General features: G+C 59.0%; 23 protein-coding genes and 1 pseudogene. 11 read left to right on the top strand and 13 right to left on the bottom strand.

What is annotated here, in order from left to right; genetic code table 11:
- Window positions 1-20 precede the first annotated feature (20 nt).
- The 3 genes from BVK86_RS05380 to BVK86_RS05390 all read right to left on the bottom strand — a co-directional run bounded on the left by BVK86_RS05380 (window position 21) and on the right by BVK86_RS05390 (window position 1,453).
- Window positions 21-242 (bottom strand): FmdB family zinc ribbon protein, encoded by a 222-nt coding sequence (locus BVK86_RS05380; protein WP_075945722.1) that lies wholly within the window; start codon window positions 240-242, stop codon window positions 21-23.
- A 135-nt stretch (window positions 243-377) separates the two neighbouring features.
- A complete protein-coding gene (locus BVK86_RS05385; protein ID WP_075945448.1) occupies window positions 378-716 on the bottom strand; it encodes a ribbon-helix-helix domain-containing protein in 339 nt (112 codons plus the stop codon).
- A gap of 266 nt (window positions 717-982) precedes the next feature.
- Window positions 983-1,453, bottom strand: a complete 471-nt coding sequence (locus BVK86_RS05390) for a Dps family protein (protein WP_075945449.1) — start codon at window positions 1,451-1,453, stop codon at window positions 983-985.
- 308 nt (window positions 1,454-1,761) lie between these two features.
- On the opposite strand from BVK86_RS05390, the gene BVK86_RS30320 reads away from it, so the two are divergent.
- A complete protein-coding gene (locus tag BVK86_RS30320; RefSeq protein WP_056852666.1) occupies window positions 1,762-2,364 on the top strand; it encodes a cold-shock protein in 603 nt (200 codons plus the stop codon).
- Window positions 2,365-2,425: 61 nt separating this feature from the next.
- Here the strand turns inward: BVK86_RS30320 and BVK86_RS05400 are convergent, their stop codons facing one another.
- Window positions 2,426-2,632: a SlyX family protein gene (locus BVK86_RS05400; protein WP_075945450.1), complete on the bottom strand. Its 207-nt coding sequence runs from the start codon at window positions 2,630-2,632 to the stop codon at window positions 2,426-2,428.
- A gap of 3 nt (window positions 2,633-2,635) precedes the next feature.
- Window positions 2,636-3,061, bottom strand: a complete 426-nt coding sequence (locus tag BVK86_RS05405) for an HIT domain-containing protein (RefSeq protein ID WP_075945723.1) — start codon at window positions 3,059-3,061, stop codon at window positions 2,636-2,638.
- A 917-nt stretch (window positions 3,062-3,978) separates the two neighbouring features.
- Here BVK86_RS05405 and BVK86_RS05415 point away from each other — a divergent pair.
- Entirely contained in the window at window positions 3,979-5,295 is a 1,317-nt protein-coding gene (locus BVK86_RS05415; RefSeq protein WP_075945452.1) for an OprD family porin, read from the top strand.
- A 212-nt stretch (window positions 5,296-5,507) separates the two neighbouring features.
- On the opposite strand, the gene BVK86_RS05420 is transcribed toward BVK86_RS05415, so the two are convergent.
- Together BVK86_RS05420 and BVK86_RS05425 are read right to left on the bottom strand one after the other, a co-directional pair.
- The gene (locus tag BVK86_RS05420) at window positions 5,508-6,350 is read right to left on the bottom strand and encodes a mechanosensitive ion channel family protein (protein WP_075945453.1); all 843 of its coding nucleotides are present in this window, start codon (window positions 6,348-6,350) and stop codon (window positions 5,508-5,510) included.
- A 135-nt stretch (window positions 6,351-6,485) separates the two neighbouring features.
- Window positions 6,486-6,971, bottom strand: a complete 486-nt coding sequence (locus BVK86_RS05425) for a YajQ family cyclic di-GMP-binding protein (RefSeq protein WP_075945454.1) — start codon at window positions 6,969-6,971, stop codon at window positions 6,486-6,488.
- Between the two features lie 142 nt (window positions 6,972-7,113).
- Here BVK86_RS05425 and BVK86_RS05430 point away from each other — a divergent pair, with 142 nt between their 5' ends.
- From BVK86_RS05430 to BVK86_RS05440, 3 genes are read left to right on the top strand one after another with little or no spacing between them, the layout of a single operon-like run.
- Window positions 7,114-8,031 carry a putative 2-dehydropantoate 2-reductase gene (locus BVK86_RS05430; protein ID WP_075945455.1) on the top strand — a complete coding sequence of 306 codons (918 nt, stop codon included), beginning with the start codon at window positions 7,114-7,116 and terminating at the stop codon, window positions 8,029-8,031.
- A 45-nt stretch (window positions 8,032-8,076) separates the two neighbouring features.
- A complete protein-coding gene (locus BVK86_RS05435) occupies window positions 8,077-10,113 on the top strand; it encodes a sensor histidine kinase (protein ID WP_075945456.1) in 2,037 nt (678 codons plus the stop codon).
- A gap of 2 nt (window positions 10,114-10,115) precedes the next feature.
- Entirely contained in the window at window positions 10,116-10,697 is a 582-nt protein-coding gene (locus tag BVK86_RS05440) for a cob(I)yrinic acid a,c-diamide adenosyltransferase (protein WP_075945457.1), read from the top strand.
- A 133-nt stretch (window positions 10,698-10,830) separates the two neighbouring features.
- Here BVK86_RS05440 and BVK86_RS05445 read toward each other — a convergent pair whose 3' ends face one another.
- From BVK86_RS05445 to secA, 4 genes are all read right to left on the bottom strand, one after another.
- On the bottom strand, window positions 10,831-11,775 hold the full coding sequence (locus BVK86_RS05445) for a Nudix family hydrolase (protein ID WP_075945458.1): 945 nt from the start codon (window positions 11,773-11,775) through the stop codon (window positions 10,831-10,833).
- The gene (locus BVK86_RS05450; RefSeq protein WP_075945459.1) at window positions 11,772-12,404 is read right to left on the bottom strand and encodes a glutathione S-transferase family protein; all 633 of its coding nucleotides are present in this window, start codon (window positions 12,402-12,404) and stop codon (window positions 11,772-11,774) included. Before BVK86_RS05450 ends, BVK86_RS05445 begins: the two co-directional genes overlap by 4 nt.
- Before the next feature lie 92 nt (window positions 12,405-12,496).
- Entirely contained in the window at window positions 12,497-13,714 is a 1,218-nt protein-coding gene (gene argJ / locus BVK86_RS05455) for a bifunctional glutamate N-acetyltransferase/amino-acid acetyltransferase ArgJ (protein ID WP_075945460.1), read from the bottom strand.
- A gap of 120 nt (window positions 13,715-13,834) precedes the next feature.
- The gene (secA, locus tag BVK86_RS05460) at window positions 13,835-16,570 is read right to left on the bottom strand and encodes a preprotein translocase subunit SecA (protein WP_075945461.1); all 2,736 of its coding nucleotides are present in this window, start codon (window positions 16,568-16,570) and stop codon (window positions 13,835-13,837) included.
- A gap of 307 nt (window positions 16,571-16,877) precedes the next feature.
- On the opposite strand from secA, the gene BVK86_RS05465 reads away from it, so the two are divergent.
- Window positions 16,878-17,333 carry a DUF721 domain-containing protein gene (locus tag BVK86_RS05465; protein ID WP_075945462.1) on the top strand — a complete coding sequence of 152 codons (456 nt, stop codon included), beginning with the start codon at window positions 16,878-16,880 and terminating at the stop codon, window positions 17,331-17,333.
- Between the two features lie 61 nt (window positions 17,334-17,394).
- Here BVK86_RS05465 and BVK86_RS05470 read toward each other — a convergent pair whose 3' ends face one another.
- A complete protein-coding gene (locus BVK86_RS05470; RefSeq protein WP_075945724.1) occupies window positions 17,395-18,882 on the bottom strand; it encodes a helicase HerA-like domain-containing protein in 1,488 nt (495 codons plus the stop codon).
- Window positions 18,883-19,068: 186 nt separating this feature from the next.
- Here BVK86_RS05470 and BVK86_RS30465 point away from each other — a divergent pair.
- The 5 genes and pseudogenes from BVK86_RS30465 to gpgF form a co-directional block, all read left to right on the top strand.
- Window positions 19,069-20,088, top strand: a pseudogene (locus BVK86_RS30465) (HAMP domain-containing protein); the annotation flags it as partial.
- Between the two features lie 93 nt (window positions 20,089-20,181).
- Window positions 20,182-20,946, top strand: coding sequence for a methyl-accepting chemotaxis protein (locus tag BVK86_RS30470; RefSeq protein ID WP_408002988.1), 765 nt, complete (start codon window positions 20,182-20,184; stop codon window positions 20,944-20,946).
- A gap of 138 nt (window positions 20,947-21,084) precedes the next feature.
- Entirely contained in the window at window positions 21,085-22,206 is a 1,122-nt protein-coding gene (gene gpgS / locus BVK86_RS05480; protein ID WP_075945464.1) for an N-acetylglucosaminyl phosphatidylglycerol synthase, read from the top strand.
- Window positions 22,199-22,975: an N-acetylglucosaminyl phosphatidylglycerol deacetylase gene (gene gpgD / locus BVK86_RS05485; RefSeq protein WP_075945465.1), complete on the top strand. Its 777-nt coding sequence runs from the start codon at window positions 22,199-22,201 to the stop codon at window positions 22,973-22,975. Before gpgS ends, gpgD begins: the two co-directional genes overlap by 8 nt.
- Window positions 22,972-23,967, top strand: coding sequence for a glucosaminyl phosphatidylglycerol flippase (gpgF, locus tag BVK86_RS05490; protein WP_075945466.1), 996 nt, complete (start codon window positions 22,972-22,974; stop codon window positions 23,965-23,967). The genes gpgD and gpgF overlap by 4 nt, the downstream gene beginning before the upstream one ends.
- Here the strand turns inward: gpgF and BVK86_RS29770 are convergent.
- Complete coding sequence (locus BVK86_RS29770) at window positions 23,954-24,130, bottom strand: hypothetical protein (RefSeq protein WP_167371495.1); 177 nt, start codon at window positions 24,128-24,130, stop codon at window positions 23,954-23,956. The genes gpgF and BVK86_RS29770 overlap by 14 nt on opposite strands.
- Window positions 24,131-24,186 lie beyond the last annotated feature (56 nt).

Here is a 24,186-nt window from a genome sequence, read left to right on the forward strand (position 1 = left end):
GTTCAAGTCAGGCTCTAAACCTAGTCAGCTTTGTCGCCGCCGGCCAGATTCTTCTTGGAACCGGTCTTGAAATCAGTCTCGTACCAGCCATTGCCGCTCAAGCGGAAACCCGGCATGGACAGCATCTTTTTCAGCTCTGGCGCCTGGCAGGCAGGGCAGTCGACCAGCGGTGCATCGCTGATCTTTTGAATGGCTTCCAACTGATGACCACAGGAAGCACATTGATAATCGTACATCGGCATGGGGGTTGTCTCGGCGATCAGATTGCTACCGCACACGCTGGGTTTTGCGGCAAAGAGCGGGATTATATCCATTAAATGCTGCCTGTGCAGCCGTAAGACTGCACAGATCGACACTCTGTCTTTTGCGCGCCTTGGCTAAGCCATGACCAAGCAATTACCTTCCTTGAGACTGTGCACGACACAGACCACCCGCACTAACCCACTGAAGTTCTTCACCCCGCCATGGCGCAAGTGCACCTCGCGATCCAGGTAAGACAACAGTGCGCTGACCGAACAGCAGTTGACCCTGGCCATTTCGGTCAAAATATCCCAGTAAACCTGCTCAAGCCGCAAACAGGTGGCAAAACCATTCAAACGCACCGATCGGGATAACGGTTGAACCAACCCCATGTCGAATTCACTGACAAACGGATCAATCCTGATGCCTGTTACCGGACCGCTCCGTCCCTCGTTTCGCTTCTCTCCATGAACCATAACGCTGACACTCCTTTGTCATCCGTGGTTTCCATAAGCGCAATCTGCCTGCTTATAAAACCGCGAGCACCACGTTATATCCAGATGACTTTTTGACCATCCGCGTAGGAGAAGCCAACAGTTGAAGGGAGATCATGGAGCGCGTCCTACTCGGGAGCGTTTCCTACATCCAGTAGCGAAAGCTCATTCAACAAGCAGGTGCTTTTCGAGGAAAAAAAGATAAACGCGCGAACAACACTCAATGTGTCATTCGCGCGCCTGGGGTCTTACTGGTCGAGCAGTGCGCGCAACATCCACGCCGTTTTCTCGTGAACCTGCATGCGCTGGGTCAGCAAGTCGGCCGTGGGCTCGTCGCTGACTTTATCCAGCAGCGGAAAGATGCCGCGTGCGGTGCGCGTTACGGCTTCCTGACCTTCGACCAACTGCTTGATCATGTCTTCGGCAGCAGGCACCCCCTCCTCCTCCTTGATAGAAGACAGCCGCGCATAGACCGCATAGGCACCGGGCGCCGGAAATCCGAGCGCGCGAATCCGCTCGGCAATCGAATCGACCGCCAGGGCCAACTCGTTGTATTGCTCCTCGAACATCAGGTGCAACGTCCGGAACATCGGCCCGGTGACGTTCCAGTGGAAGTTATGGGTTTTCAGATAAAGCACGTAAGTGTCCGACAACAGACGGGAGAGCCCGTCGACGATGGACTTGCGATCCTCTTCACTGATACCGATATCAATTGCCATGTTTTTCCCCTAAAGGTGATGAAATTCATCCAGCAGGTGCAGGACCACTCTAGCAAGCCTGTCGTCGCATCGCAGCCCTGGATCACTCATGGACCCGCGACAAATCGCCCTCGGCACACCGCTGGACGCCCTGATTTGAGTAGCTTGCGGCTTTGCTGTTAAATAGACAGCGTGTCGTGGGTGCCTATTTTTTTCGGGTGCCGCGCATAGGCTGATATCCGTACGTGTCCAACGCCTCCTATTGTTCTGAAGCGAACCGTGCCTCGTCAGCTCTTCCTTGTGAGCCGTCTTAACGTGAGCCAATCAAAATGTTGAAAATCGTCCACCTGCTAATAGGTGCAGCGGCCTTGCTGCTGTCCTTCATCCCTAGCCTGCGATCCGAAGCCGTACCTTACCTGCAACAACCCGACGCACTGTACCTGGCCTTTTTCGGCCTGCTTAACCTCACCCTCGCGCCCGTCATCCCTTACTGGAACAAAGGCCCGCGTCATCAACTGCAAAACCTGGTCAGCGCCCTGCTGGTACTGGCTGTCGTTCTGCAAACCCTGACGCTGATCGCACCGATGCCCGTCATCGCTGGTCAACCTGCCGTTCTGTTCAGCCTGGTCGCCGCTCTGGTCGCTGTTTTTCTGCACCTGGCCATCAGCTTCTACAAATCGTCACCGGCCGCCGCCTCGCCAAGCTACGACATGAGCAACCGCGATACCGGCACCGTCAAGTGGTTCAACACCTCCAAAGGCTTCGGCTTTATTTCCCGCGACTCCGGAGACGACATTTTTGTGCATTTCCGGGCTATTCGCGGTGAAGGCCATCGCGTCCTGGTCGAAGGCCAGCGCGTGGAGTTCTCTGTCATGAATCGCGACAAGGGCCTGCAAGCCGAAGATGTGATCGCTGCACTGCCTCGACGCTGATTCAAGGCGTAAAAAAACCGCGACCAGCCTGGCTGGACGCGGTTTTTTTATTGCCTGCCTTTCAGTAATGAGGCGGCGGTGCCTCTTCCTCGAAACTCTCGAACTGGCCGGCCATTTCTTCCTGGCGCTTGAGCAAGGCAGCCATCTGCAGCTGCAGACGCTCAACCGCCCGCTGCTGCGCCGCCAGCACATCATTCAACGCCTGGATGGTGTCATCCTGAAACGCCAATTGACTCTCCAGATCAGTAACGCGATCTTCAAGGCTCATGTTTCAACCCTCCACGAACGTGAAATCGTCGGTCAGCACCAGACGCAGACGCTCACGAATCACCGCGACCTGCTCTGCGCTGTACGGCTTGGCCGGGTGTTTGCCCCAGACCGGAGCAGGCCAGGCGGCGTCCTCTCGTTTGCGCACGATCACATGCATGTGCAACTGGCTGACCACGTTGCCCAGCGCCGCAACATTGAGTTTATCGGCATCGAACGAATCCTTGAGCAGCTCTGCCAGCGCGGTGGTTTCCTGCCACAGTTGCAGCTGATCGGCGACATCCAACTGAAATATCTCGCTGATATCGTCGCGACGAGGCACCAGGATGAACCAGGGATAGTTCGAGTCGTTGGACAACAGCAGCCGGCACAGCGGGAAATCACCGATCGGTAGCGTGTCTTGTTGAAGTCGTGGATCTAAAGCGAACACTGCGCGCACTCCCGCCAGGTCATCAATTTTCAGCTTAGCGCTCATCCCGAGGGAGCGCGCGCCAAGCGACAGGACGGCAGCATACCTGCGAACGTCGCCCGCTTCACGACGAACCATGATGCAAGTCCGTTGAGGTTCTAATAATGGCCGCCTCCACGCCCCGAGATGAAACACTTCCCGGAAAAACGCACCATTACCGAACCGACAGCCCCAAAAAATATGCTGAAATGACCGAAAAGCCCCTGCGTGCTCCTACCCGGAGAGTCGCCAGGCTGTATGGATTCAGCACAACAAATAAAAATTTTTGCACCAAAACCGCACAGTGTGTCTACGCTGAGTGCTTCGCACATCCGCAATTTACTCAATTGCGGGGTGAACCGGTAACGTTTTTGGTTGTCACGCAGCGGTAACAGGTCGATCAACACCATGCGATGGACGGCGTCAAGCCCCTCCCTGAGCAGGACGAGACCCCCGGTTTTATGAGGCTTTTACGGCACCAGGTAGCACTTCAGAAAAAAATATTGAGGGATTTCTGGTTTGTGCACGCTTGTTGCATTCACACCCACATCGTCGATGAGGCACCGCTGGAAGCGAGCACCTTAAAGACTCAATAAAACAGTGGCAGGGTAGCCCGATGGAGATTCAAACGTTTCACCAGGGACTCTTTTTACCGACGCTCAACCCCAGCAAAACAGCGCTTAAGTTGTGTCTCCGGTTGCATCGGGGCTGTAAATTTGCGACATCTAGCAAGCTGTTAGCGACAGGGTCGTAAAGAAGCTGAAAGGTTAGATGCGCAAGTATCGCCAACATTGTCGGCGTGATATAAGTTTGCGCCGACACAAAAAGAAAGAGCCGCCCAGATAATAAAACAGGTGGGACGGCAGTACTCTTCTAAAAAACCAAAGGAGCAAATCACGATGCGCGTGATGAAGTGGAGCATGATCGCACTGGCTGTTGCAGCAGGCACCTCGCAGTTCGCAATGGCGTCCTCGCAGGACGAATCCAAGGGTTTCATCGATGATTCGAGCCTGAAACTCAAAACCCGTTTTGAGTACATGAACCGCGACTTCAAAAACGGTGCACGCAACAACGCAGACTCCGGCTATCGTCAGGACTCCGGTCTGAGCCAGTTGCTCACTTACGAGTCGGGCTTCACTCAAGGTACTGTTGGTTTCGGTCTCGATGCCATGGCAATGGGCTCGGTAAAACTGGACGGCGGTTCGGGCCGCCGTGGTAACGGCCTGTTCGCTAACGACAGCGACAATAATCCTGAAAAATCCCAGGGCAAGGTAGGCGGTGCGGTTAAACTGCGTCTGTCCGACACCGTCCTGAAATACGGCCAGCAATTCGTTGCCAGCCCAGTGTTCGCTACCGACGACAGCCGTCTGCTGCCAGAAGTCGCTACCGGTACCCTGCTGACCTCCAACGAAATCAAGGGTCTGGAACTGAGCGCCGGTCGTTTTACCTCCCTGAGCAAGCAAACCGGTATGGCGCGTGACAGCATCGGCGGCATCTCCGAGACTGGCGGCAGCGAAAAAGGCCTGACCAACATCAACATCTTCGGTGCAAGCTACGCTTTCACTGATAACTTCACCGGTGCCCTGGCTGCATCCGATGCAGACGACTACTTCAAAAAGTACTACGTCAACCTGAACTACACCTTGCCGATCAATGACGAGCAGTCCCTGAACTTCGACTTCAACGGTTATAAAACCAAAGGTGAAGATCGCGGTGATCTGTACGATGCCCTGGGTGACGGCAACACCGGTGTAGACAACAACCTGTGGTCCCTGGCAGCTGCGTACAGCCTGGGCGCTCACAAGTTCACCGTTGCGTACCAGCGTTCCAGCGGCGACAACATGTACTACTATGGTGTTGACGGTGGCAGCGCCATCTTCGTTTCCAACTCCATTCAAATCTCCGACTTCGTGGGCCGCGAAGAAAAATCCTGGCAGGCTCGCTACGACCTGAACATGGCCACCTACGGCGTACCTGGTCTGAGCTTCATGACTCGTTACGTAATGGGTGACAACATCAAGACCGAAGGTCTGGGTGAAGGTAAGGAAAACGAGTGGAACCTGGAGTCCAAGTACGTAGTACAGGAAGGTCCAGCTAAAGATCTGTCGTTCCGCGTACGTTTCGCCAACTACCGTGCAAACGGTGCATATCAGGCTTACGCCAACGACAACTACGACACCCGTGTAATCATCGAGTACCCGCTGAGCATCCTGTAATCAGGGTGTAACCCCGGCAGTACTGTAAACATAAAAACCGCCCACCTTTTCAGGTGGGCGGTTTTTTATGCCCGCCACAAACCGAATGCAACGACAAACAACTTAGACTCCTGACATTAGTACTTTTTGAATTGACCCAATCAAAAGTCACAAAAAAGCCCAAGCGACTATTAATCCCTTGGGCTCAATGTAAGTAACGATTGAAAGCGCGCTTACTGTACCGATGGCTCCTGAACCACACGAACAACACGCTGTGGAAACGGAATGTCGATCCCGGCGGTTTTCAATCGATCGCGGGACTGCTCGTTAAACATGAACATCACATCCCAATAGTCCGCCGTTTTAACCCAAACACGCAGGGAAACAGTGATCGAACTGTCGCCCAGGGTCGAAATCACCGCCTGAGGCTCCGGATCGGTCAGGACCCGTGGATCCTTGGCCAGCTCCAGCAGCACTTCACGAGCCTTCTGCAGGTCCGCTTCGTAATCAACACCCACATCAAACACGACCTTGCGGGTGGGCTGACGGTTGGTGTTGGTGATGATGCCGTTCGACAGGTTACCGTTTGGCAGGATGATGGTTTTGTTGTCGCCTGTGCGCAGCACGGTGTGGAAAATCTGGATGCTGTCGACAGTACCCGCCACACCCTGGGCTTCGATCCAGTCACCGATGCGGAACGGACGGAACAACAGAATCAGCACGCCGCCAGCGAAGTTCGCCAGGCTGCCCTGCAAGGCCAGGCCAATGGCCAGACCCGCCGCACCAATCGCCGCCACGAACGAGGTGGTTTCCACACCGATCATCGACGCCACGCTGACGACCAGCAGCACCTTCAGAATGATATTCGCCAGGCTGCTGATAAAGCCTTGCAGCGCCAGATCGGCATTGCGCAATGCAATCAGGCCACCGAGCTTCTGGGTCACCTTGTTGATCAGCCACCAACCGATAGCCAGTGTGATCACTGCCAGCAGCACGCGGCTGCCGTATTCCATGATCATCGGGATCCAGGCTTGGGATGCCTTGACCAGATTATCGACTTCAGCATTCAAATCCATATCCGTTCTCCTGATTTGCGGCTATCCGGCACGCGAAAAATAGCGGCAGAAAGACCGACCCGATCCGGGTCAATCCATTCTGCCGTTGCTTGGGCCTCGGACGCCGAAAACGCCGAGAGGTTCCCGTGTCCGGGATCAGTCGCGGAAGTTGTTGAACTGCAGCGGCATGCCAAATTCCTTGGCCCGCAGCACGGCGATGGCTTCCTGAAGATCGTCACGCTTCTTGCCGGTGATGCGCACTTGCTCGCCCTGAATGGCGGCCTGAACCTTCAATTTGGCGTCTTTGACGTGAGCGACGATTTTCTTCGCCAGCTCTTTGTCGATGCCTTCCTTGAGGATGGCGTCCTGTTTCATCAGTTTGCCGGAAGCAAACGCATCCTTGACCTCAAGGCACTGCACGTCGATTTTGCGCTTGACCAAGGCCAGCTTGAGGATCTCAATCATCGCTTCGAGCTGGAAATCGGCTTCGGCGGTCAGGTTGACGGTCAGGTCCTTTTCCTTGAACTCGAAGCTGCCCTTGCCTTTCAGGTCATAGCGACGGTCGAGTTCCTTGACGGCGTTCTCGACCGCGTTGGTGACTTCGTGTTTGTCCAGTTCGGATACCACGTCGAACGACGGCATGTAATCTCTCCAATAAATAGGGGGCGCTCGATCAAGAAGGAGCACACCTGGCTTGCGGTAAAAATCCGCGCTGATTATAACGGGTCTTTCCCATCATTCACTGCGAGCTGTCCATGCGCGCGTCAAACAGAGCAAAAAGCTGATGTCCACCACCTGGCATGTCCTCGGCGCCGGCAGCCTCGGCACGTTGTGGGCCACGCGCCTGGCACGGGCCGGGGTGCCGGTGCGGCTGATCCTGCGTGACGTCGGGCGGTTGCAGGCTTATGAAGCGGCCGGCGGCCTGACACTGGTCGAGCATGGCGCGGCGCAGCACTACCCGGTGCCCGCCGAAACACCCGACAGTACGGAGCCGATCAACCGGCTGCTGGTGGCCTGCAAAGCCTATGATGCCGAACACGCTGTGGCGCAACTGGCGCCGCGCCTGGCTCCCGGGGCCGAGTTGATCCTGCTGCAGAACGGCCTGGGCAGTCAGGACGCCGTGGCGGCCCAGGCGCCCCAGGCACGCTGCATTTATGCCTCCAGCACCGAAGGCGCTTTCCGCGAGGGGGATTGGCGCGTGGTGTTCGCCGGCCATGGGTTCACATGGCTGGGGGATGCCAGTCATCCCGTTGCGCCGATCTGGCTTGAGGACTTGAGCAACGCCGGCATTCCCCATGAGTGGAGTCCCGAGATCCTCACCCGCCTGTGGCGCAAACTGGCGCTCAATTGCGCAATCAATCCGTTGACCGTACTGCACGATTGCCGCAATGGCGGCTTGCAGGAACACCATTGTGAAGTCGCCACCCTCTGCGGCGAACTCGGCGAACTGCTCGAGCGCTGCGGCCAGCCGGCGGCGGCCGAGAACCTGCAACAGGAGGTCGAACGGGTCATTCAAGCCACTGCAGCCAATTTTTCGTCGATGTACCAGGACGTCAGCAACCAGCGGCGCACCGAAATCAGCTACTTGCTGGGCCATGCCTGCAAAGTCGCCGCCCGCCATCAATTGAATCTGCCACACCTCAATCAACTGCAACAGCGCCTGATCGCCCGCCTGCTCAGCCTTGGATTGCCCAGCGACTAAGCAGCGGCTACGCTGGCCACTTGTTCCTTTGCAGCGATAATCCTGATGCCATTGCGCCAGCGCCTCGAAAACCTGCCGGTCGGCCAGAAACTTCTGGCCGCCCTGCTGGTGCTGTTGACCACTGTACTGCTGGTCGCCAACCTGACCTTTATCAGCGCCGCGTATTACATTTCCCAGGAAAGCATGGCGCCGCAAGCCTTGCAGACCATCGGTCGCCTGGTGTCCAACCCGAGCCTGATTTCCGAGGCATTGACGTCACCGCAAAGCGCACAGCGCCTGCTCGACGAACTCAACAGCTATTCACCGTTGCGTGCCGCTGCGCTGTACGACGGCCGGGGCGAACGCCTGGCACAGCTGCAGCATGGCGATCACCTGAAATTGCCGGAGCGTTACCGGCATATCGAATCCTGGCAGGCCACCGAGTTTCGCAGCAATCAAATCATCACCCTGCCCCGCCCGGGCGCCGCACCGGGCCATTTGCTGTTGGTGGCCAGCAGCGAACTGCCCATGGCGTTCTATACCGGGACCCTGACCGCCAGCCTCGGGATTCTGATCTTCAGTGTGCTGCTGTGGCTGGTCATCGCCCGGCAGATCAAACGCCTGATTACCCGGCCGATTCATCAGCTTGAAGAGCTGTCGCGCCAGGTAACCCGAGAAGAAAACTACGCCCTGCGAGCTTCCCGGGGCAACCACGATGAAATCGGCAGCCTCGCCGAAGCGTTCAATACCATGCTGTCGCGCATAGAAGCCCGGGAGCAGCAGCTCAAACGCGCGCGGGACGATTCCCAGGCCGCCTATGACCAGGCGCAGGGCCTGGCCGAGGAAACCCGCCACACCAACCGCAAACTGGAACTCGAAGTCCAGGTGCGCAGCAAGATCGAGAAGAAACTCACCGGGTTCCAGAACTACCTCAACAGCATCATCGACTCCATGCCGTCGGCGCTGATCGCCCTCGACGAACAGCTCTACGTGACCCAGTGGAATCAGGAAGCCAGCGCCCTGTCCGGCACGCGCCTGGACGAAGCCTTGAACCAGCCGATCTTCCTCGCCTTCGAGCCACTCAAGCCGTTTTTGCCGCAACTCAAGCAAACGGTCGAGCAACATACGGTGGCCAAGATCGAGCGTGTGACCTGGTTCAAGGATGACGAGCCCCGGCACTATGCCCTGACGTTCTATCCGCTGATGGGCGGCGCCGGGCGTGGCGTGGTGATCCGGATCGACGACATCACCCAGCGCCTGTCCCTCGAAGAAATGATGGTGCAGTCGGAAAAAATGCTTTCCGTTGGCGGCCTCGCCGCCGGCATGGCCCATGAGATCAACAACCCCCTCGGCGCGATCCTGCACAACGTGCAGAACATTCGCCGACGCCTGTCCCCCGAACTGCCGAAGAACCTCGAACAGGCCGAACACATCGGCGTCGAGCTATCGACCGTCAATCAATACCTGCAAGCCCGGGAAGTGCCGCAGCTACTCGACGGCATCCAGCAGGCCGGCGCCCGGGCGGCGAAAATTGTCACTCACATGCTCAGCTTCAGCCGCCGCAGCACCCGGCAAATGGCACCGTGCGATCTTCCGGCGTTGATCGATCAGGCGGTGGAAATCGCCGGTAACGACTTCGACCTGGCCATCGGTTTCGACTTCAAGGGCCAGGCCATTATCCGCCAGTTCGATCCCGCGCTTGGCCCGGTGCCCGGTACTGCCAACGAACTGGAGCAAGTACTGCTCAACCTGCTGAAGAACGCCGCCCAGGCCATTCACCTGCGTGAAGACGACAGCGAGCCGGGACGGATCATACTGCGCACCCGGCTCAATCCGCCTTGGGCGGAGATACAAGTCGAGGACAATGGCATCGGCATGAGCGAAAGCGTGCGCAAGCGCACCTTCGAACCGTTTTTCACCACCAAGGAAATCGGCCAGGGCACCGGCCTCGGGTTGTCGGTTTCGTACTTCATCATCACCAATAACCATAAAGGGCAGATGGAGGTGCAGTCGACCCTCGGCCAAGGCACCTGCTTCACCTTGCGCCTGCCATTGGCGGGCACCCCGCTCGTCTCTCATGAATTCAATCAGCTTTCGAGGTAACCATGGGCTTTCGCTTGTCGAAGATTTACACCCGCACCGGCGACAAAGGCGAAACCGGCCTGGGCGATGGCCGCCGCGTACCGAAGGATCATCCACGGATAGAAGCCATTGGCGAGGTCGATTCGCTCAATAGCCAGATTGGCGTGTTGTTGGCGGAGCTGACGGCTGAACGTGCCGAGTATCCGGGATTGCAGGAGGTGATCGAGGTGTTGGCGCCCTGCCAGCATCGATTATTCGACCTTGGCGGTGAGCTGGCGATGCCGGCGTATCAGGCGTTGAACGTGGCCGAAATCGAGCGACTGGAAGCGGCGATCGATGTGTGGAATGAAGAATTGGGGCCGCTGGAGAATTTCATTCTGCCGGGTGGCTCGGCGCTAATTGCCCAAGCCCACGTGTGCCGTAGCCTGGCGCGCAGTGCCGAGCGGCGTTGCCAGCAGTTGAATGCGATTGAGCCGTTGGCCGGGGTTGGCCTGGCGTATATCAATCGGTTGTCGGATTTGTTGTTTGTGGTGGCAAGGTTGATTGCCAAGCGTCAGGGGGTTGCGGAGATTCTTTGGCAGGCAGCGGCGAAGCCTGAGGTTTAGTCGGCGCCTGTCAGGCCCTCTTCGCGGGCTAGCCCGCTCCTACAATGATCGCGTCGAACACAAAATCTGTGTACACCGCTAAACCTGTGGGAACGAACTTGCCCGCGAAGAGGCCGGCAGCATCACTGCATAATCAGGCCTCAGGCCAAAAAGCCCGAATCCCCGCCACACCCTGCGCACCTGCCGCCCAAGCCTTCTGCACGTGCGCCGGGCCAACACCGCCCAGCAAAAACACCGGTTTGCTGAAGCCCTCAATCAAGGTCGAAGCCTGTTCCCAGCCCAGCGGTGCAGCTCCCGGATGTGTCAGCGTCGGCTGCACCGGCGACAAGGTCACGAAGTCCACGCCCATTTCTTCGGCCAGCGCCAACTCTTCGGCGTTATGGCAGGACGCGGCCAACCAGCGCGAAGCAGGCAATGGCCGACCGGCCGCCGCATATTTGCGCAACTGGGCCGAGGTGATGTGCCAACCGGCGGACGGGAAATCGCCCAGCCACTCGAACGGCCCCTTGATCATCAACTGCGCCTTGCCGGCACACAGACCTGCCGCGTCAACGGCCAGGTCGCGATACTTCGGGTCGTAACCGTTGGGTGCGCGCAGCTGGATCAACTTGATACCGCCGGCAATGGCTTTCTGAATACCGCGCAGCAAGGCCGGGGTTTCCAGATCTTCCGGGGTGATCAGGTACTGCTCGGGTAACCGAGCCGCCGCGACGATCGGCCGGTTGGCTTCAGGGAACTCGTAACCCGACAGTTCACGGGCGCTGACCCAGGCCAATGGCTGACCTTCAGCGCCGTGCGGCTCGCCGGTAAACGCCGATACTTCCCAGACATCCAGCAATACCTGCTTGTCCGGGTAATCGTGGCGAACCTTGATCAACGGGCGCGCCGCGCTGACGACAATACCCAGCTCCTCATTCAGTTCGCGGGCCAGCGCGGTTTCCACCGACTCGTCGGCTTCGACCTTGCCACCGGGAAACTCCCACAAACCGCCCTGATGCTGGGTATCGGCACGGCGAGCAATCAGGATCTTGCCGCTGTTATCACGGATAACGGCAGCGGCGACATGGACTCGTTTCACCGCTCGATTTCCTCCAGTCCGGCCTTCTGCCAGGCCTTGAACGCAGGCCATTGGTAGAGGGTTTCAACATAGGTTTCGTCTACCGCGGACAGCTTCACCTGATAGGTACGCAGGCGTACGGCAATGGGTGCAAAAAATACGTCGGCCAGACTGATGCGGCCGAACAGATACGGCCCGGCTTCAGTCGCGGCGGCACGGCACTCGGCCCACAACGCCGACATGCGCTCGATCTCCGCCTGCACGTCCGCCGGGACAGGCGACAGGGGTGCGTCATGGCTCAGGTCGAACGGCATGTTGCCGCGCATGGCGAAGAAACCGCTGTGCATCTGCGCACAGGCTGAACGCGCCTGCGCTCGGGCGGCGGTGTCGGTAGGCCACAGGTTGGCGCCTGGGAACTGTTCGGCCAGGTATTCGGCGATGGCCAGGGAATCGGCGATGGTGCCGTGTGCGGTTTTCAGCAGCGGGACTTTGCCGGTCGGCGAATGCTTGAGCAGACGCTCGCGGGTGTCGGGCTGGTTCAGCTTGATCAGCTCTTCGGTGTAGGAAGCGCCAGCCAGATCGAGGGCCAGAGCACCACGCAGGGACCAGGAAGAAAGCAGTTTGTCGCCGATGATCAGGTGCAGGCTCATGTTCGGGACCTTTGGATTTAGAGGCTAGCCAGTCTAGCGGCTGACCGGTAAACCGCCATCGCGGGCTTGCCCGCGATGGGGTCAACGCAGTCTCAAGTACGGTACTCGGCGTTGATTTTCACGTACTCGTGGGACAGGTCGGTGGTCCAGATGGTTTCGCTGCAATCGCCGCGACCCAGTTCGATACGGATGGTGATTTCTTCCTGTTGCATCACCGCCGCGCCCTGGGCTTCGGTGTAGGTCGCAGCGCGGGCGCCACGGCTGGCGATGCACACTTCACCGAGGAACACGTCGATCTTGCTCACGTCCAGGCTCGGCACGCCGGCACGGCCAACGGCTGCCAGGATGCGGCCCCAGTTCGGGTCGGAAGCGAACAGCGCGGTCTTGATCAGCGGCGAGTGCGCCACGGTGTAGCCGACGTCCAGGCACTCCTGATGATTAGCGCCGCCATTGACTTCAACGGTGACGAACTTGGTCGCACCTTCGCCGTCACGCACGATGGCCTGGGCCACGTCCATGCACACTTCGAACACCGCCTGCTTCAATTTGGCGAACAACTCGCCTTCGGCGCGGGTGATCTCCGGCAGTGCAGCCTGACCGGTAGCGATCAGCATGCAGCAGTCGTTGGTGGAGGTGTCGCCGTCGATGGTGATGCGGTTGAACGACTTGTTGGCGCCGTCGAGCATCAGGTTGTGCAGTACATCGCGGGACACTTTGGCGTCGGTGGCGATGTAGCCGAGCATGGTCGCCATGTTCGGACGGATCATGCCCGCGCCTTTGCTGATGCCGGTCACGGTGATGGTCACACCGTCATGCTGGAACTGACGGCTGGCACCTTTAGGCAAGGTGTCGGTGGTCATGATGCCGGTGGCAGCCGCTTCCCAGTTGTTGATCGACAGGTCATCGAGGGCCGCTTGCAGTGCGCCTTCGATTTTCTCGACCGGCAACGGCTCGCCGATCACACCGGTGGAGTACGGCAGCACCTGGCTGGCGTCGACACCAGTCAGCTCGGCCAGCTTGGCGCAAGTGCGCTCGGCAGCCGCCAGGCCCGGCTCGCCGGTACCGGCGTTGGCGTTGCCGGTGTTGGTCAGCAGGTAACGCACCGGACCTTGCACGCGCTGCCTGGCGAGGATTACCGGGGCGGCGCAAAAAGCGTTCAGGGTAAATACACCCGCCACCGTCGAGCCTTCGGCACAGCGCATGACCACGACATCCTTGCGCCCCGGGCGCTTGATACCGGCCGAGGCGATACCGAGTTCAAAACCGGCAACCGGGTGCAACGTTGGCAAAGGACCAAGACCAACAGCCATGAATGCGCTCCTTACTAAATGATGTCTGCACCGCTCGGCAGGAACGGTGGTTTAAATGGCAAAACGCCGCGACGGCTTGAGCCGGTCGCGGCGCGGGTATTTCAGCGGTTGAAACGGGTTTTACTGGATCTGCCCGTGGCAATGCTTGAATTTCTTGCCCGAACCGCAGTAGCACAGTTCGTTGCGGCCCAGCTTCTGCTCGTTGCGAACCGGCGCGGTGGCGAGGGCAACATCGACCTCTTCACCCAACACTTCCGGCTGCTCCAGTCCAGGGGCTTCTTCGTGCAGGAACTGCATGCGCGCCGCCAGTGCTTCGGCTTCCTGACGCAGGCGAGCTTCTTCCTCGGCCGGATCTTCGCGACGAACCTGAACGTGAGACAGCACACGGATCGAGTCGCGCTTGATCGAATCCAGCAACTCGGAGAACAGCGTGAACGACTCGCGCTTGTATTCCTGCTTCGGGTTCTTCTGGGCATAGCCACGCAAGTGGATGCCGTGACGCAGGTGGTCCATGGTCGACAGGTGGTCTTTCCACAGGTCGTCGAGTACGCGCAGAACGATTTGTTTCTCGAAGGTGCGCAGCGCTTCGGCGCCCGCCTGGTCTTCTTTCTCGTTGTAGGCGGCAATCAGTTCCTGCATCAGCTTTTCGCGCAGGGTTTCTTCGTACAGGTGATCGTCTTCGTCGAGCCACTGCTGAATCGGCAGTGCCACACCGAAATCGCTCTGCAACGCCGCTTCCAGACCCGCCACGTCCCACTGCTCAGGCAGCGATTGCGGTGGAATGTGGGCGCTGACGGTCGCGTCGAGCACGTCCTGACGGAAATCGGCGATGGTTTCACCGATGTTGTCGGCGGCCAGCAACGTGTTACGCATGTGATAGATCACTTTACGCTGTTCGTTGTTGACGTCGTCGAACTCGAGCAGTTGCTTGCGAATGTCGAAGTTGCGGCCTTCAACCTTGCGCTGAGCCTTTTCGATGGCGTTGGTCACCATGCGGTGCTCGATCGCTTCGCCAGGCTGCATGCCCAGGGCTTTCATGAAGTTCTTCACCCGGTCAGAGGCGAAGATGCGCATCAGGCTGTCTTCCAGCGACAGGTAGAAGCGGCTGGAACCGGCGTCACCCTGACGACCGGCACGACCACGCAACTGGTTGTCGATACGGCGCGATTCGTGACGCTCGGACGCAATCACCTGCAAACCGCCCGACTCGAGCACTTGCTGGTGACGCTTCTGCCAGTCGGCCTTGATCTGGGCAATCTGCTCAGGTGTCGGGTTTTCCAGCGAGGCCACTTCCACTTCCCAGTTACCGCCCAACAGGATGTCGGTACCACGACCGGCCATGTTGGTAGCGATGGTCAGTGCGCCTGGGCGACCGGCCTGGGCAATGATCTCGGCTTCTTTTTCGTGGAACTTGGCGTTCAGGACCTTGTGTTCGATGCCTTCCTTCACGAGCAGACTGGACATGTGCTCGGACGTTTCGATGGTCGCGGTACCCACCAGCACCGGGCGACCGGCAGCCATGCTTTCCTTGATGTCGGCGACGATCGCGGCGTATTTCTCGTCGGCGGTCAGGAACACCAGGTCGTTATAGTCCTTACGGGCCAACGGCTTGTTCGGCGGAATGACCATGACCTGCAGGCCATAGATCTGGTGGAATTCGAACGCTTCGGTGTCGGCTGTACCGGTCATGCCGGACAGCTTGTTGTACAGACGGAAATAGTTCTGGAACGTGGTCGATGCCAGGGTCTGGCTTTCGGCCTGGATGTTCAGGTTTTCCTTGGCTTCGATGGCCTGGTGCAGGCCTTCGGACAAACGACGGCCCGGCATGGTACGACCGGTGTGTTCGTCAACCAGCACGACCTGACCGTCCTGCACGATGTACTCGACGTTGCGATGGAACAGTTTGTGCGCACGCAGGCCGGCGTAAACGTGAGTCAACAGGCCGAGGTTGTGTGCCGAGTACAGGCTCTCGCCTTCAGCCAGCAGGCCGATGCTGGTCAGCGTTTCTTCAACGTACTGGTGACCGGCTTCGTTGAGTTCGACCTGACGGGTCTTCTCGTCGACGGTGTAGTGACCCGCCTTGGTGACTTCGCCTTCGACTTCTTCGACGTGCAATTCCAGCTGCGGGATCAGTTTGTTGATCTCGATGTACAGCTTGGAGCTGTCCTCGGCCTGACCGGAGATGATCAGCGGGGTACGGGCTTCGTCGATGAGAATGGAGTCGACTTCGTCGATCACGGCAAAATTGAGTTCGCGCTGGAATTTTTCTTCCATGCTGAACGCCATGTTGTCGCGCAGGTAATCGAAACCGAATTCGTTGTTGGTGCCGTAGGTGATGTCGGCGGCATAGGCAGCGCGCTTCTCTTCCGGCGGCTGGAACGGCGTGACTACGCCGACCGTCAGGCCGAGGAATTCATACAGCGGACGCATCCAGTTGGCGTCACGACGGGCCAGGTAGTCGTTCACCGTCACAACGTGCACGCCCTTGCCGGACAACGCGTTGAGGTAAACGCCCAGTGTTGCCACCAGGGTCTTGCCTTCACCGGTACGCATTTCGGCGATCTTGCCTTCATGCAAGGTCATGCCGCCGATCAGCTGGACGTCGAAGTGGCGCATGCCCATGACACGCTTGCCGGCTTCGCGGGCAACCGCAAAGGCTTCTGGCAGCAGCTTGTCGAGGGTTTCCCCTTTGGCGATGCGGGCCTTGAACTCATCCGTCTTGGCACGCAATTGATCGTCCGAAAGGGCCACCATTTGCTCTTCGAAGGCATTGACGAATTGCACCGTCTTGAGCATGCGTTTGACTTCACGCTCGTTCTTGCTTCCAAAAAGTTTCTTTAACAAAGGCGCAAACATATCGGCAGGATCTTCCACACTAAAGGGATGGAGGGCGGCCCCGTGAGTCGCCCGTGCAGCCCTCATGGCCGCATGCGAACGAACATTCTACCCGGAAACGGTGGTGAGGAAAGTGGCGATATTCCACGATGCTGGCACTGCGCTTTGACGGGGCTCACTTAAAATAAGGGCGTTTTGCTCAACTTCAACCCATCCAGGGCAGAAGTTAATTGTTGATTTAATGGGTAAAGCCTCGACAAAAGCAATGGGCGAGTGCGTACGGCGCTTTCTGCTACCATGGCGGCTCTGTTACTTCAGGTGTCTGATCATGGCATTTCGCCCTCTTACGGCCAGAGCACCCGCCGTTCTCCTTCGCGAAGCCAAGCCGCTCAAAGCCATTCTCGGCCACGCTCAACGCCTGGGTCATCTGCAACGCCTGCTGGAAAGCCAGCTGCAACCTGCCGCTCGCGAGCATTGCCATGTCGCGTCGTGGCGCGAAGGCAGTTTGCTGCTGATCGTGACGGACGGCCATTGGGCCACTCGTCTGCGCTACCAGCAAAAACGCCTGCAACGGCAACTGCAGATGTTCGACGAATTCGCCAGTCTCACGCGAATCCTGTTCAAGGTGCAGCCGCCGACCGTTCAACAAGGTGCGGCCGGACACACCATGGATTTGTCCAATGACGCGGCGGCGACCATTCAGGCAACGGCCGATGGCATCAGTGATCCGAACCTGCGGGCGGCGCTGGAACGATTGGCGGCGCATGCACGGCCCAAGGTTTAACCGCCAGGCCAAACGATCGCAGCCTGCACTGGAGGCTGCCGCAGGCTGCGATCGTTTGCATTCATCGGCGTTTTTTGCCACCTAACAAAGACCCCATCAACCCGCGCACCAACTGGCGACCGATCTGATTCGCCGCCTGCTGCATCGCCGACTTCAGCGCCTTCCCCGCCGCCGTGCCGAGAAATTCCCCGGCCTGCTCGGTGAAGCTCGGCTCTTGCGCAGCCGGTTTACCCGGTGCAGCCTCGGGCTCTGGCGCCAGCCCTTTGCGGCCCATTAGCACTTCATAGGCCGACTCGCGATCAATCGGCTTGTCGTACCGTCCCTTGCACGGCGAACCGGCGATCAGCAGTGTACGCTCGGCCTCGCTCAATGGCCCGATCCGCGACTGTGGCGGTGCGACCAGCACGCGCTGGACCCTCTCTGGCGTGCCCTTCTCCTGCAACGTGCCGACCAGCGCCTCACCGATACCCAGCTCTGTCAGCACCGACAGCGCATCGAACGCCGGGTTCGGCCGGAACCCGTCAGCCACCGCCCGCAGGGATTTCTGCTCCTTGGCAGTGAACGCGCGCAAGCCGTGCTGCACACGCAAGCCAAGCTGCGCCAGGACGTCGTCCGGCAGGTCACCCGGCGACTGGGTCACGAAATACACACCCACGCCTTTCGAACGGATCAGCCGCACCACTTGTTCCAGGCGATCCTGCAATGCCTTGGGGGTGCCGGTGAACAACAAGTGCGCTTCGTCAAAAAACAACGCCAGCAGCGGTTTGTCCGAATCGCCGCGCTCCGGCAATTGCTCGAACAGTTCGGCCAGCAGCCACAACAGGAAGGTCGCGTAGACCTTCGGCGCTTCATGCACCAGCCGACTGGCGTCCAGCAAATGAATGCGGCCACGCCCGTCGACCGCCGGCTGCAGAATGTCTTCGAGTTGCAGCGCCGGCTCACCGAACAGCGCATCGGCGCCCTGTTGTTCGAGCGTCGCCAGGCGGCGCAGCAGGGCCTGGCTGGAACCGGTGGTCATCAGCGCCGCATCATCGCCGAGCAGCTCCGGATGGTCCTTCAGGTGATTGAGCAGTGCCTTCAGGTCTTTCAGGTCCAGCAGCAACAAGCCTTCGCGGTCGGCGACCTTGAACGCGGCGTACAACGCCGACTGCTGGCTGTCGGTCAGCTCCAGCAGGCTGCCCAACAGCAATGGCCCCATTTCGCTCAAGGTCGTGCGCAATGGATGACCGGATTGCCCATGAATGTCCCACAAGGTCACCGGATAAGCCTGAGGTTTGTGGTTCAGCCAGGGCATCCCGGCGATTCGCTCGGCGATCTTGCCTTGTGGATTGCCGGCCGCGCCCAGGCCACACAAGTCACCTTTGATATCGGCGGCGAATACCGCTACGCCGGCATCGCTGAAAGCTTCGGCCATGCGTTGCAGGGTCACGGTCTTGCCGGTCCCCGTTGCACCCGCGATCAAACCGTGGCGGTTGGCCAGGCGCATGGCCTGGGCAATAGGTTGCCCCGAAAGATCGGCGCCGATAACAAGTTGCAATGAGTCAGGCATTTGGTCACCCATGGTTAAACTTTGATCGATCACTGCCGATATCAGAGGCTGAACTGCGTTGATAATCCGCTAGGGCGAGGACGGAAATATCAACCTGATTTCACCGTCGCCCGTGACGTGTTCCACTTATAAAAGCACGCCATGGGCATTGAGACCTTATCGGAGCCTCAATCCATGAATAAAAATATGCGCTTCAGCCATAAAATCCTGCTTGCCGCCGCCCTCATCGTCACTGCCGCTTTCGCTTTATTTACCTTGTACAACGACTACAAACAACGTCATGCGATCCGTAATGACCTGGACAATTATCTGCAGGAAATGGGCAGAGTGACTGCCAACAACATCCAGACCTGGCTGAACGGAAGCAGCCTGTTGATTGAAAATCTCTCACAAAACGTAGCGCTGAATGCGGACACGGGCAACATTACCCAACTGCTCGAACAGAAAGCGCTGGCCTCAGCCTTCATGGGCGTCTTTCTGGGCAGCGCCGATGGCGCCTTTATCATCCGCCCGGATGCCAGGATGCCTGAGGGTTTTGACCCCCGCCTCCGGGATTGGTACAAGAGCGCCCAGCAAACCAGCGGCCCGGTATTGACCGAACCCTACATCGATATGGCCACCGGCCAACAAGTCATTTCCATCGTCCACAGCGTATTCAAAGACGGTCAAAACATCGGTGCACTCGGTGGTGACCTGAGTATGCAAATGATCATAGACAGCCTGAACGCGCTGGACTTTGACGGCATGGGCCATGCCTTCCTGGTCAACGCCGACGGCAAAATCCTGGTGCACCCGGACAAAACGCGGGTCATGAAATCCCTGTCCGAGGCTTACCCGGACAACACCCCTCGCATCAGCAGCGACCTCAGTGAAACCGAGGTCGATGGCAAAACCCGCATCGTCACGTTCACCCCCATCAAAGGCCTGTCTTCGGTCAACTGGTACATCGGGCTTTCGGTCGATAAAGACAAAGCCTTCTTGAAGCTCAGCCAATTCCGCACTTCGGCAATCATTGCGACCATGATTGCGGTAGCGATCGTCATCGCACTGCTGGGCATGCTGATTCGCCTGCTGATCCAGCCGCTGCACGTCATGACCCGCGCCATGGGCGACATTGCCGACGGCGATGGCGACCTGACCAAACGCCTGACCATCGCCAACAACGATGAATTCGGCGCCCTCGGCACGGCGTTCAACCGTTTCGTCGAGCGCATCCATGGCTCGATCCGCGAGGTGTCGTCGGCCACCGGCCACGTCAACGAAGTGGCCTTGCGTGTGGTGGCTGCTTCGAACTCATCAATGTTCAACTCTGACCAGCAGGCCTCGCGCACCAGCAGCGTGGCCGCCGCAATCCACCAGCTCGGCGCCGCCGCCCAGGAGATTGCCCGCAACGCCGCGCAAGCGTCGAGTCAGGCCAGTGACGCCCGCCACCTGGCCGAAGAGGGTCAACAGGTTGTGGATCGCAGCGTTGCCGCGATGAACCAGCTGTCGAGCCTGCTCAGCGCCTCGAGCAGCAACATCGAGTCTTTGAACAGCAAGACCGTGAACATCGGGCAGATTCTCGACGTGATCACCAGCATTTCCCAACAGACCAACTTGCTGGCGCTCAATGCCGCCATCGAAGCGGCGCGGGCCGGTGAAGCCGGGCGCGGGTTTGCGGTGGTGGCCGATGAAGTGCGCAACCTCGCGCACCGCACCCAGGAGTCGGCGCAACAGGTGCAAACCATGATCGAGGAACTGCAAGTGGGTGCACGCGAGTCCGTCAGCACCATGAGCGACAGCCAGCGTCACAGTCAGAACAGCGTCGACATTGCCAATCTGGCGGGTGAGCGTTTGGGCAGCGTGACCCGGCGAATCGGCGAAATCGACGGCATGAACCAGTCGGTGGCGACCGCAACCGAAGAGCAGACGGCGGTGGTCGAGTCGATCAACATCGATATCACCGAAATCAACATCTTGAACCAGGAAGGTGCGGAAAACCTGCAATCAACGTTGCGGGCGTGTTCGGATCTGGAACAGCAGGCGGCGCGTCTTAAACAGTTGGTAGGCAGTTTCCGTATCTAGCGTCTGAACACCAAGCAATGTGGCGAGGGAGCTTGCTCCCTCGCCATAACCGTCATCTCCCCGGCGTTACCCTCCAAACCCCAAACGAACATCTATTCTTCATTAAGGTCAACCCAAGGAGAGCAACGGACCGGAGGAGTGATCATCGTGCATATCGCTGACATAACCATGTTTTACGCCCCTGCCAGCGGTGGCGTGCGCACTTATCTGGATGCAAAGCATCATCGTCTGTTTACAAGGCCCGACACTCGCCACAGTTTATTGATCCCCGGGGCGGTTTTCAGTGAACAGAACGGCGTCTATACCGTTCCGGCGCCCGCCCTGCCTTTCGGCAAGGGTTACCGATTCCCTCTGCGTCTTGCCCCCTGGCGAAATGTCCTGCAAGACCTGCAACCCGAACTGATCGAAGTCGGCGACCCCTACCTCACCGCTTGGGCAGCCCTCGACGCACGCCGGCAACTGGATGTGCCCGTGATTGGCTTCTATCACTCGGACCTGCCCCTGCTGGTCAGCAACCGCATGGGCAACTGGGTGACCACCAATGTAGAAGCGTATGTCAGCAAGCTGTACGGCAACTTCGACCGGGTGCTCGCGCCCAGCCGGGTCATGGCCGACAAGCTCACCCATCTCGGGGTGAAAAACGTATTTGTCCAACCCCTGGGCGTCGATTTGCAGACGTTCCATCCCGACAAACGCGACCCAGGTCTCAGGGCCGAGCTGGGCCTGGACGAAAACACCCACCTGCTGATTTTTGCCGGGCGCGGCTCCAAGGAAAAAAACCTGCCAGTGCTACTGCAGTGTATGAAACGCCTGGGCCGGCGTTATCACTTGTTGCTGGTTGGTTCCTCGATGCCGACCATGGTGCCGGGCAATGTCACCGTCATCGATGAGTTCTGCCCCGCCGCGCAAGTTGCACGCTTGATGGCCAGCGCCGACGCATTGCTGCATGCAGGGGATCAGGAAACCTTCGGCCTGGTGATACTCGAAGCCATGGCCAGCGGCATTCCAGTGGTGGCGGTGGCGGCGGGTGCTTTTCAGGAGATCGTCACCGAGCAATGCGGCCTGCTGTGTGCACCGAACGACCCGCTGGCGATGGCCAATGCCGTGCGCGAACTGTTCGCTCAAGGCAATGCGGCCCTTGGCCGGCAGGCACGCCGGCATGCCGAGCAGCACTATGCGTGGGACTCGGTGGTCAACAGTTTGCTCGGTCACTATCACGCCGTACTCGGCACTCAATGGCCGCGAGTGGCCAATGATTGAGCCAATGCACACGCCCAGCCTGCTATTGGTCCTGCACGATGTGGCGCCGCCAACCTGGGCCGACTACCAACCCTTTGTCGACGCCGTGGATGCACTGGGCAACGTACCCATTACCTGGCTCGTGGTGCCGAACTTCCACAAGCACAACGACCTGCACGACCATCCGGACTTTCGTCAAAGGCTTGAAGAACGAATAGAACGTGGCGACGAACTGGCGCTGCACGGCTATTTCCATTGCGATGACGGATCGCCGGTGAACAATCCGAGAGACTGGTTCATGCGCCGGCTCTATACCCACGAAGGCGAGTTTTACAGCTTGTCCCGGGAGGCTGCCCTCAGCCGCCTGCACGAAGGCATCGCCATGTTTGATCGTTACGACTGGCCGCTGCAGGGTTTTGTCGCCCCGGCCTGGTTGATGAGTGAAGGCACCCGTCAGGCCTTGCGCCAACTGCCATTGAGCTACACCAGCGACCCACAGCATCTTTATCGGCTACCGGATTTCACGACGGTCGACGCACCCGGTCTGGTCTGGAGTGCGCGCAGCGCCTGGCGTCGCGGGCTATCCAAACTCGTCAGTGATGAACGCGAACAACGCTGGCGCCAGGCACCGGTCATCAGGCTGGGCCTGCACCCGGTGGACATGCGCCATGAATTCTCGCGAACCTACTGGCTACACACCCTCAAGCGCCTGCTCGAAGACGGCCGAATACCCATGACCAAGGCGAGCTGGCTGGCCCTGCAAAGCCAGGACAGGGAGCGCGCCGCATGAGTCGCGCGATCCTGCTGGTGATCGGCCTGCTCGCGGCGGTGCTGATCCCGTGGCTTTTGGGTGGAAGCGAAACCTGGTCGCGATTGAGTGGTTTTCCGCTGAGCGGATTGCCGGTCATGTTTGCCATGATCCTGCTGTGCTGGGTCCTGAACACCCTGCGATTGCGCCTGTTACTGGGGGATCAACGCACCAAGGTCAGTCCGATCAAAAGCCTCGGCGTGGTCATGGCCGCCGAATTCGCCTACTGCGCCACGCCTGGCGGCAGCGGCGGGCCGTTGACCATCATGGCCCTGCTGGGGCGCAATGGTGTGCGTCCAGCCAGAAGCAGCGCCGTGTTCGCCATGGACCAGTTGAGCGATTTGCTGTTTTTCCTCTGTGCGCTGAGCGCTATTCTGATCTATGCACTGTTTCAGCACCTGAGCCAACGCATGGAGTGGCTGTTGATCGTCAGTGCGGTATCGATGTTCGGCGGATTGATCAGTTGCGTGCTCGTGGCCCGGTATCACCGCTTGTTGATTCGCCTGAGCGGCCGGCTGCTGATCCGTCTCAACGTCCAGTCCACCACGCGGATGCGCTGGGCGCGAAAGCTCCTGAGTTTCCTGGCAGCGTTTACCGACACGCTGAAGCTGCCGTTCCAGACATTGATTACGGTGTTTGGCCTGACCTGCCTGCATTGGATCCTGCGCTACAGCGTGCTGTATCTGGCCCTGCACGGGCTCGGAGCTGACTTGCAATGGGCCTGGAGCTTTTTGATCCAGATGCTTTCACTCAGTGCAGGGCAATTCAGCCTGTTGCCGGGCGGGGCGGGCGCGGCGGAATTGACCTCGGCGGCGCTGTTGGCGCCGATGGTGGGCAAGTCCACGGCCGCGGCAGCGATTCTGATCTGGCGGGCGGTGACCTATTACTTCTACTTGCTGGTCGGCGGGCCGGTGTTTTTGCTGATGCTGGGGCGGCCGCTGCTCATGAAGTTGATGAAGCTCAAGCAGGCTTAGGCGGGTTGTCAGGTTCTTGCTGCAATTGCTCCCACAATTCGGCCGCTCCGGGAAAATCCGTGCCATCCTCAGGGCTCATGTCGTCCGGGTCATAACGACTCAAACAGCCCTCGCCCAACGTGGCGGGTGCCTTGGAAGTGGCTTTGTCCAGTGGATCGCTCATGGTCATGTCCTCAGTGCAGAAACGGCGAAGGGCCTGAAGCGATTGAACGCCCAGGC

Origin of the sequence: Pseudomonas reinekei, from assembly GCF_001945365.1 — a bacterium.
Lineage (GTDB): Bacteria > Pseudomonadota > Gammaproteobacteria > Pseudomonadales > Pseudomonadaceae > Aquipseudomonas > Aquipseudomonas reinekei.

What these genes read in the sequence shown, in the direction of transcription:
- BVK86_RS05380 (WP_075945722.1), bottom strand. Translation starts at nt 242, where the DNA reads ATGCCGATGTACGATTATCAATGTGCTTCCTGTGGTCATCAGTTGGAA.
- BVK86_RS05385 (WP_075945448.1), bottom strand. Translation starts at nt 716, where the DNA reads ATGGTTCATGGAGAGAAGCGAAACGAGGGACGGAGCGGTCCGGTAACA.
- BVK86_RS05390 (WP_075945449.1), bottom strand. Translation starts at nt 1,453, where the DNA reads ATGGCAATTGATATCGGTATCAGTGAAGAGGATCGCAAGTCCATCGTC.
- BVK86_RS30320 (WP_056852666.1), top strand. Translation starts at nt 1,762, where the DNA reads ATGTTGAAAATCGTCCACCTGCTAATAGGTGCAGCGGCCTTGCTGCTG.
- BVK86_RS05400 (WP_075945450.1), bottom strand. Translation starts at nt 2,632, where the DNA reads ATGAGCCTTGAAGATCGCGTTACTGATCTGGAGAGTCAATTGGCGTTT.
- BVK86_RS05415 (WP_075945452.1), top strand. Translation starts at nt 3,979, where the DNA reads ATGCGCGTGATGAAGTGGAGCATGATCGCACTGGCTGTTGCAGCAGGC.
- BVK86_RS05420 (WP_075945453.1), bottom strand. Translation starts at nt 6,350, where the DNA reads ATGGATTTGAATGCTGAAGTCGATAATCTGGTCAAGGCATCCCAAGCC.
- BVK86_RS05425 (WP_075945454.1), bottom strand. Translation starts at nt 6,971, where the DNA reads ATGCCGTCGTTCGACGTGGTATCCGAACTGGACAAACACGAAGTCACC.
- BVK86_RS05430 (WP_075945455.1), top strand. Translation starts at nt 7,114, where the DNA reads ATGTCCACCACCTGGCATGTCCTCGGCGCCGGCAGCCTCGGCACGTTG.
- BVK86_RS05435 (WP_075945456.1), top strand. Translation starts at nt 8,077, where the DNA reads ATGCCATTGCGCCAGCGCCTCGAAAACCTGCCGGTCGGCCAGAAACTT.
- BVK86_RS05440 (WP_075945457.1), top strand. Translation starts at nt 10,116, where the DNA reads ATGGGCTTTCGCTTGTCGAAGATTTACACCCGCACCGGCGACAAAGGC.
- BVK86_RS05450 (WP_075945459.1), bottom strand. Translation starts at nt 12,404, where the DNA reads ATGAGCCTGCACCTGATCATCGGCGACAAACTGCTTTCTTCCTGGTCC.
- argJ (WP_075945460.1), bottom strand. Translation starts at nt 13,714, where the DNA reads ATGGCTGTTGGTCTTGGTCCTTTGCCAACGTTGCACCCGGTTGCCGGT.
- secA (WP_075945461.1), bottom strand. Translation starts at nt 16,570, where the DNA reads ATGTTTGCGCCTTTGTTAAAGAAACTTTTTGGAAGCAAGAACGAGCGT.
- BVK86_RS05465 (WP_075945462.1), top strand. Translation starts at nt 16,878, where the DNA reads ATGGCATTTCGCCCTCTTACGGCCAGAGCACCCGCCGTTCTCCTTCGC.
- BVK86_RS05470 (WP_075945724.1), bottom strand. Translation starts at nt 18,882, where the DNA reads ATGCCTGACTCATTGCAACTTGTTATCGGCGCCGATCTTTCGGGGCAA.
- BVK86_RS30470 (WP_408002988.1), top strand. Translation starts at nt 20,182, where the DNA reads ATGTTCAACTCTGACCAGCAGGCCTCGCGCACCAGCAGCGTGGCCGCC.
- gpgD (WP_075945465.1), top strand. Translation starts at nt 22,199, where the DNA reads ATGATTGAGCCAATGCACACGCCCAGCCTGCTATTGGTCCTGCACGAT.
- gpgF (WP_075945466.1), top strand. Translation starts at nt 22,972, where the DNA reads ATGAGTCGCGCGATCCTGCTGGTGATCGGCCTGCTCGCGGCGGTGCTG.
- BVK86_RS29770 (WP_167371495.1), bottom strand. Translation starts at nt 24,130, where the DNA reads ATGAGCGATCCACTGGACAAAGCCACTTCCAAGGCACCCGCCACGTTG.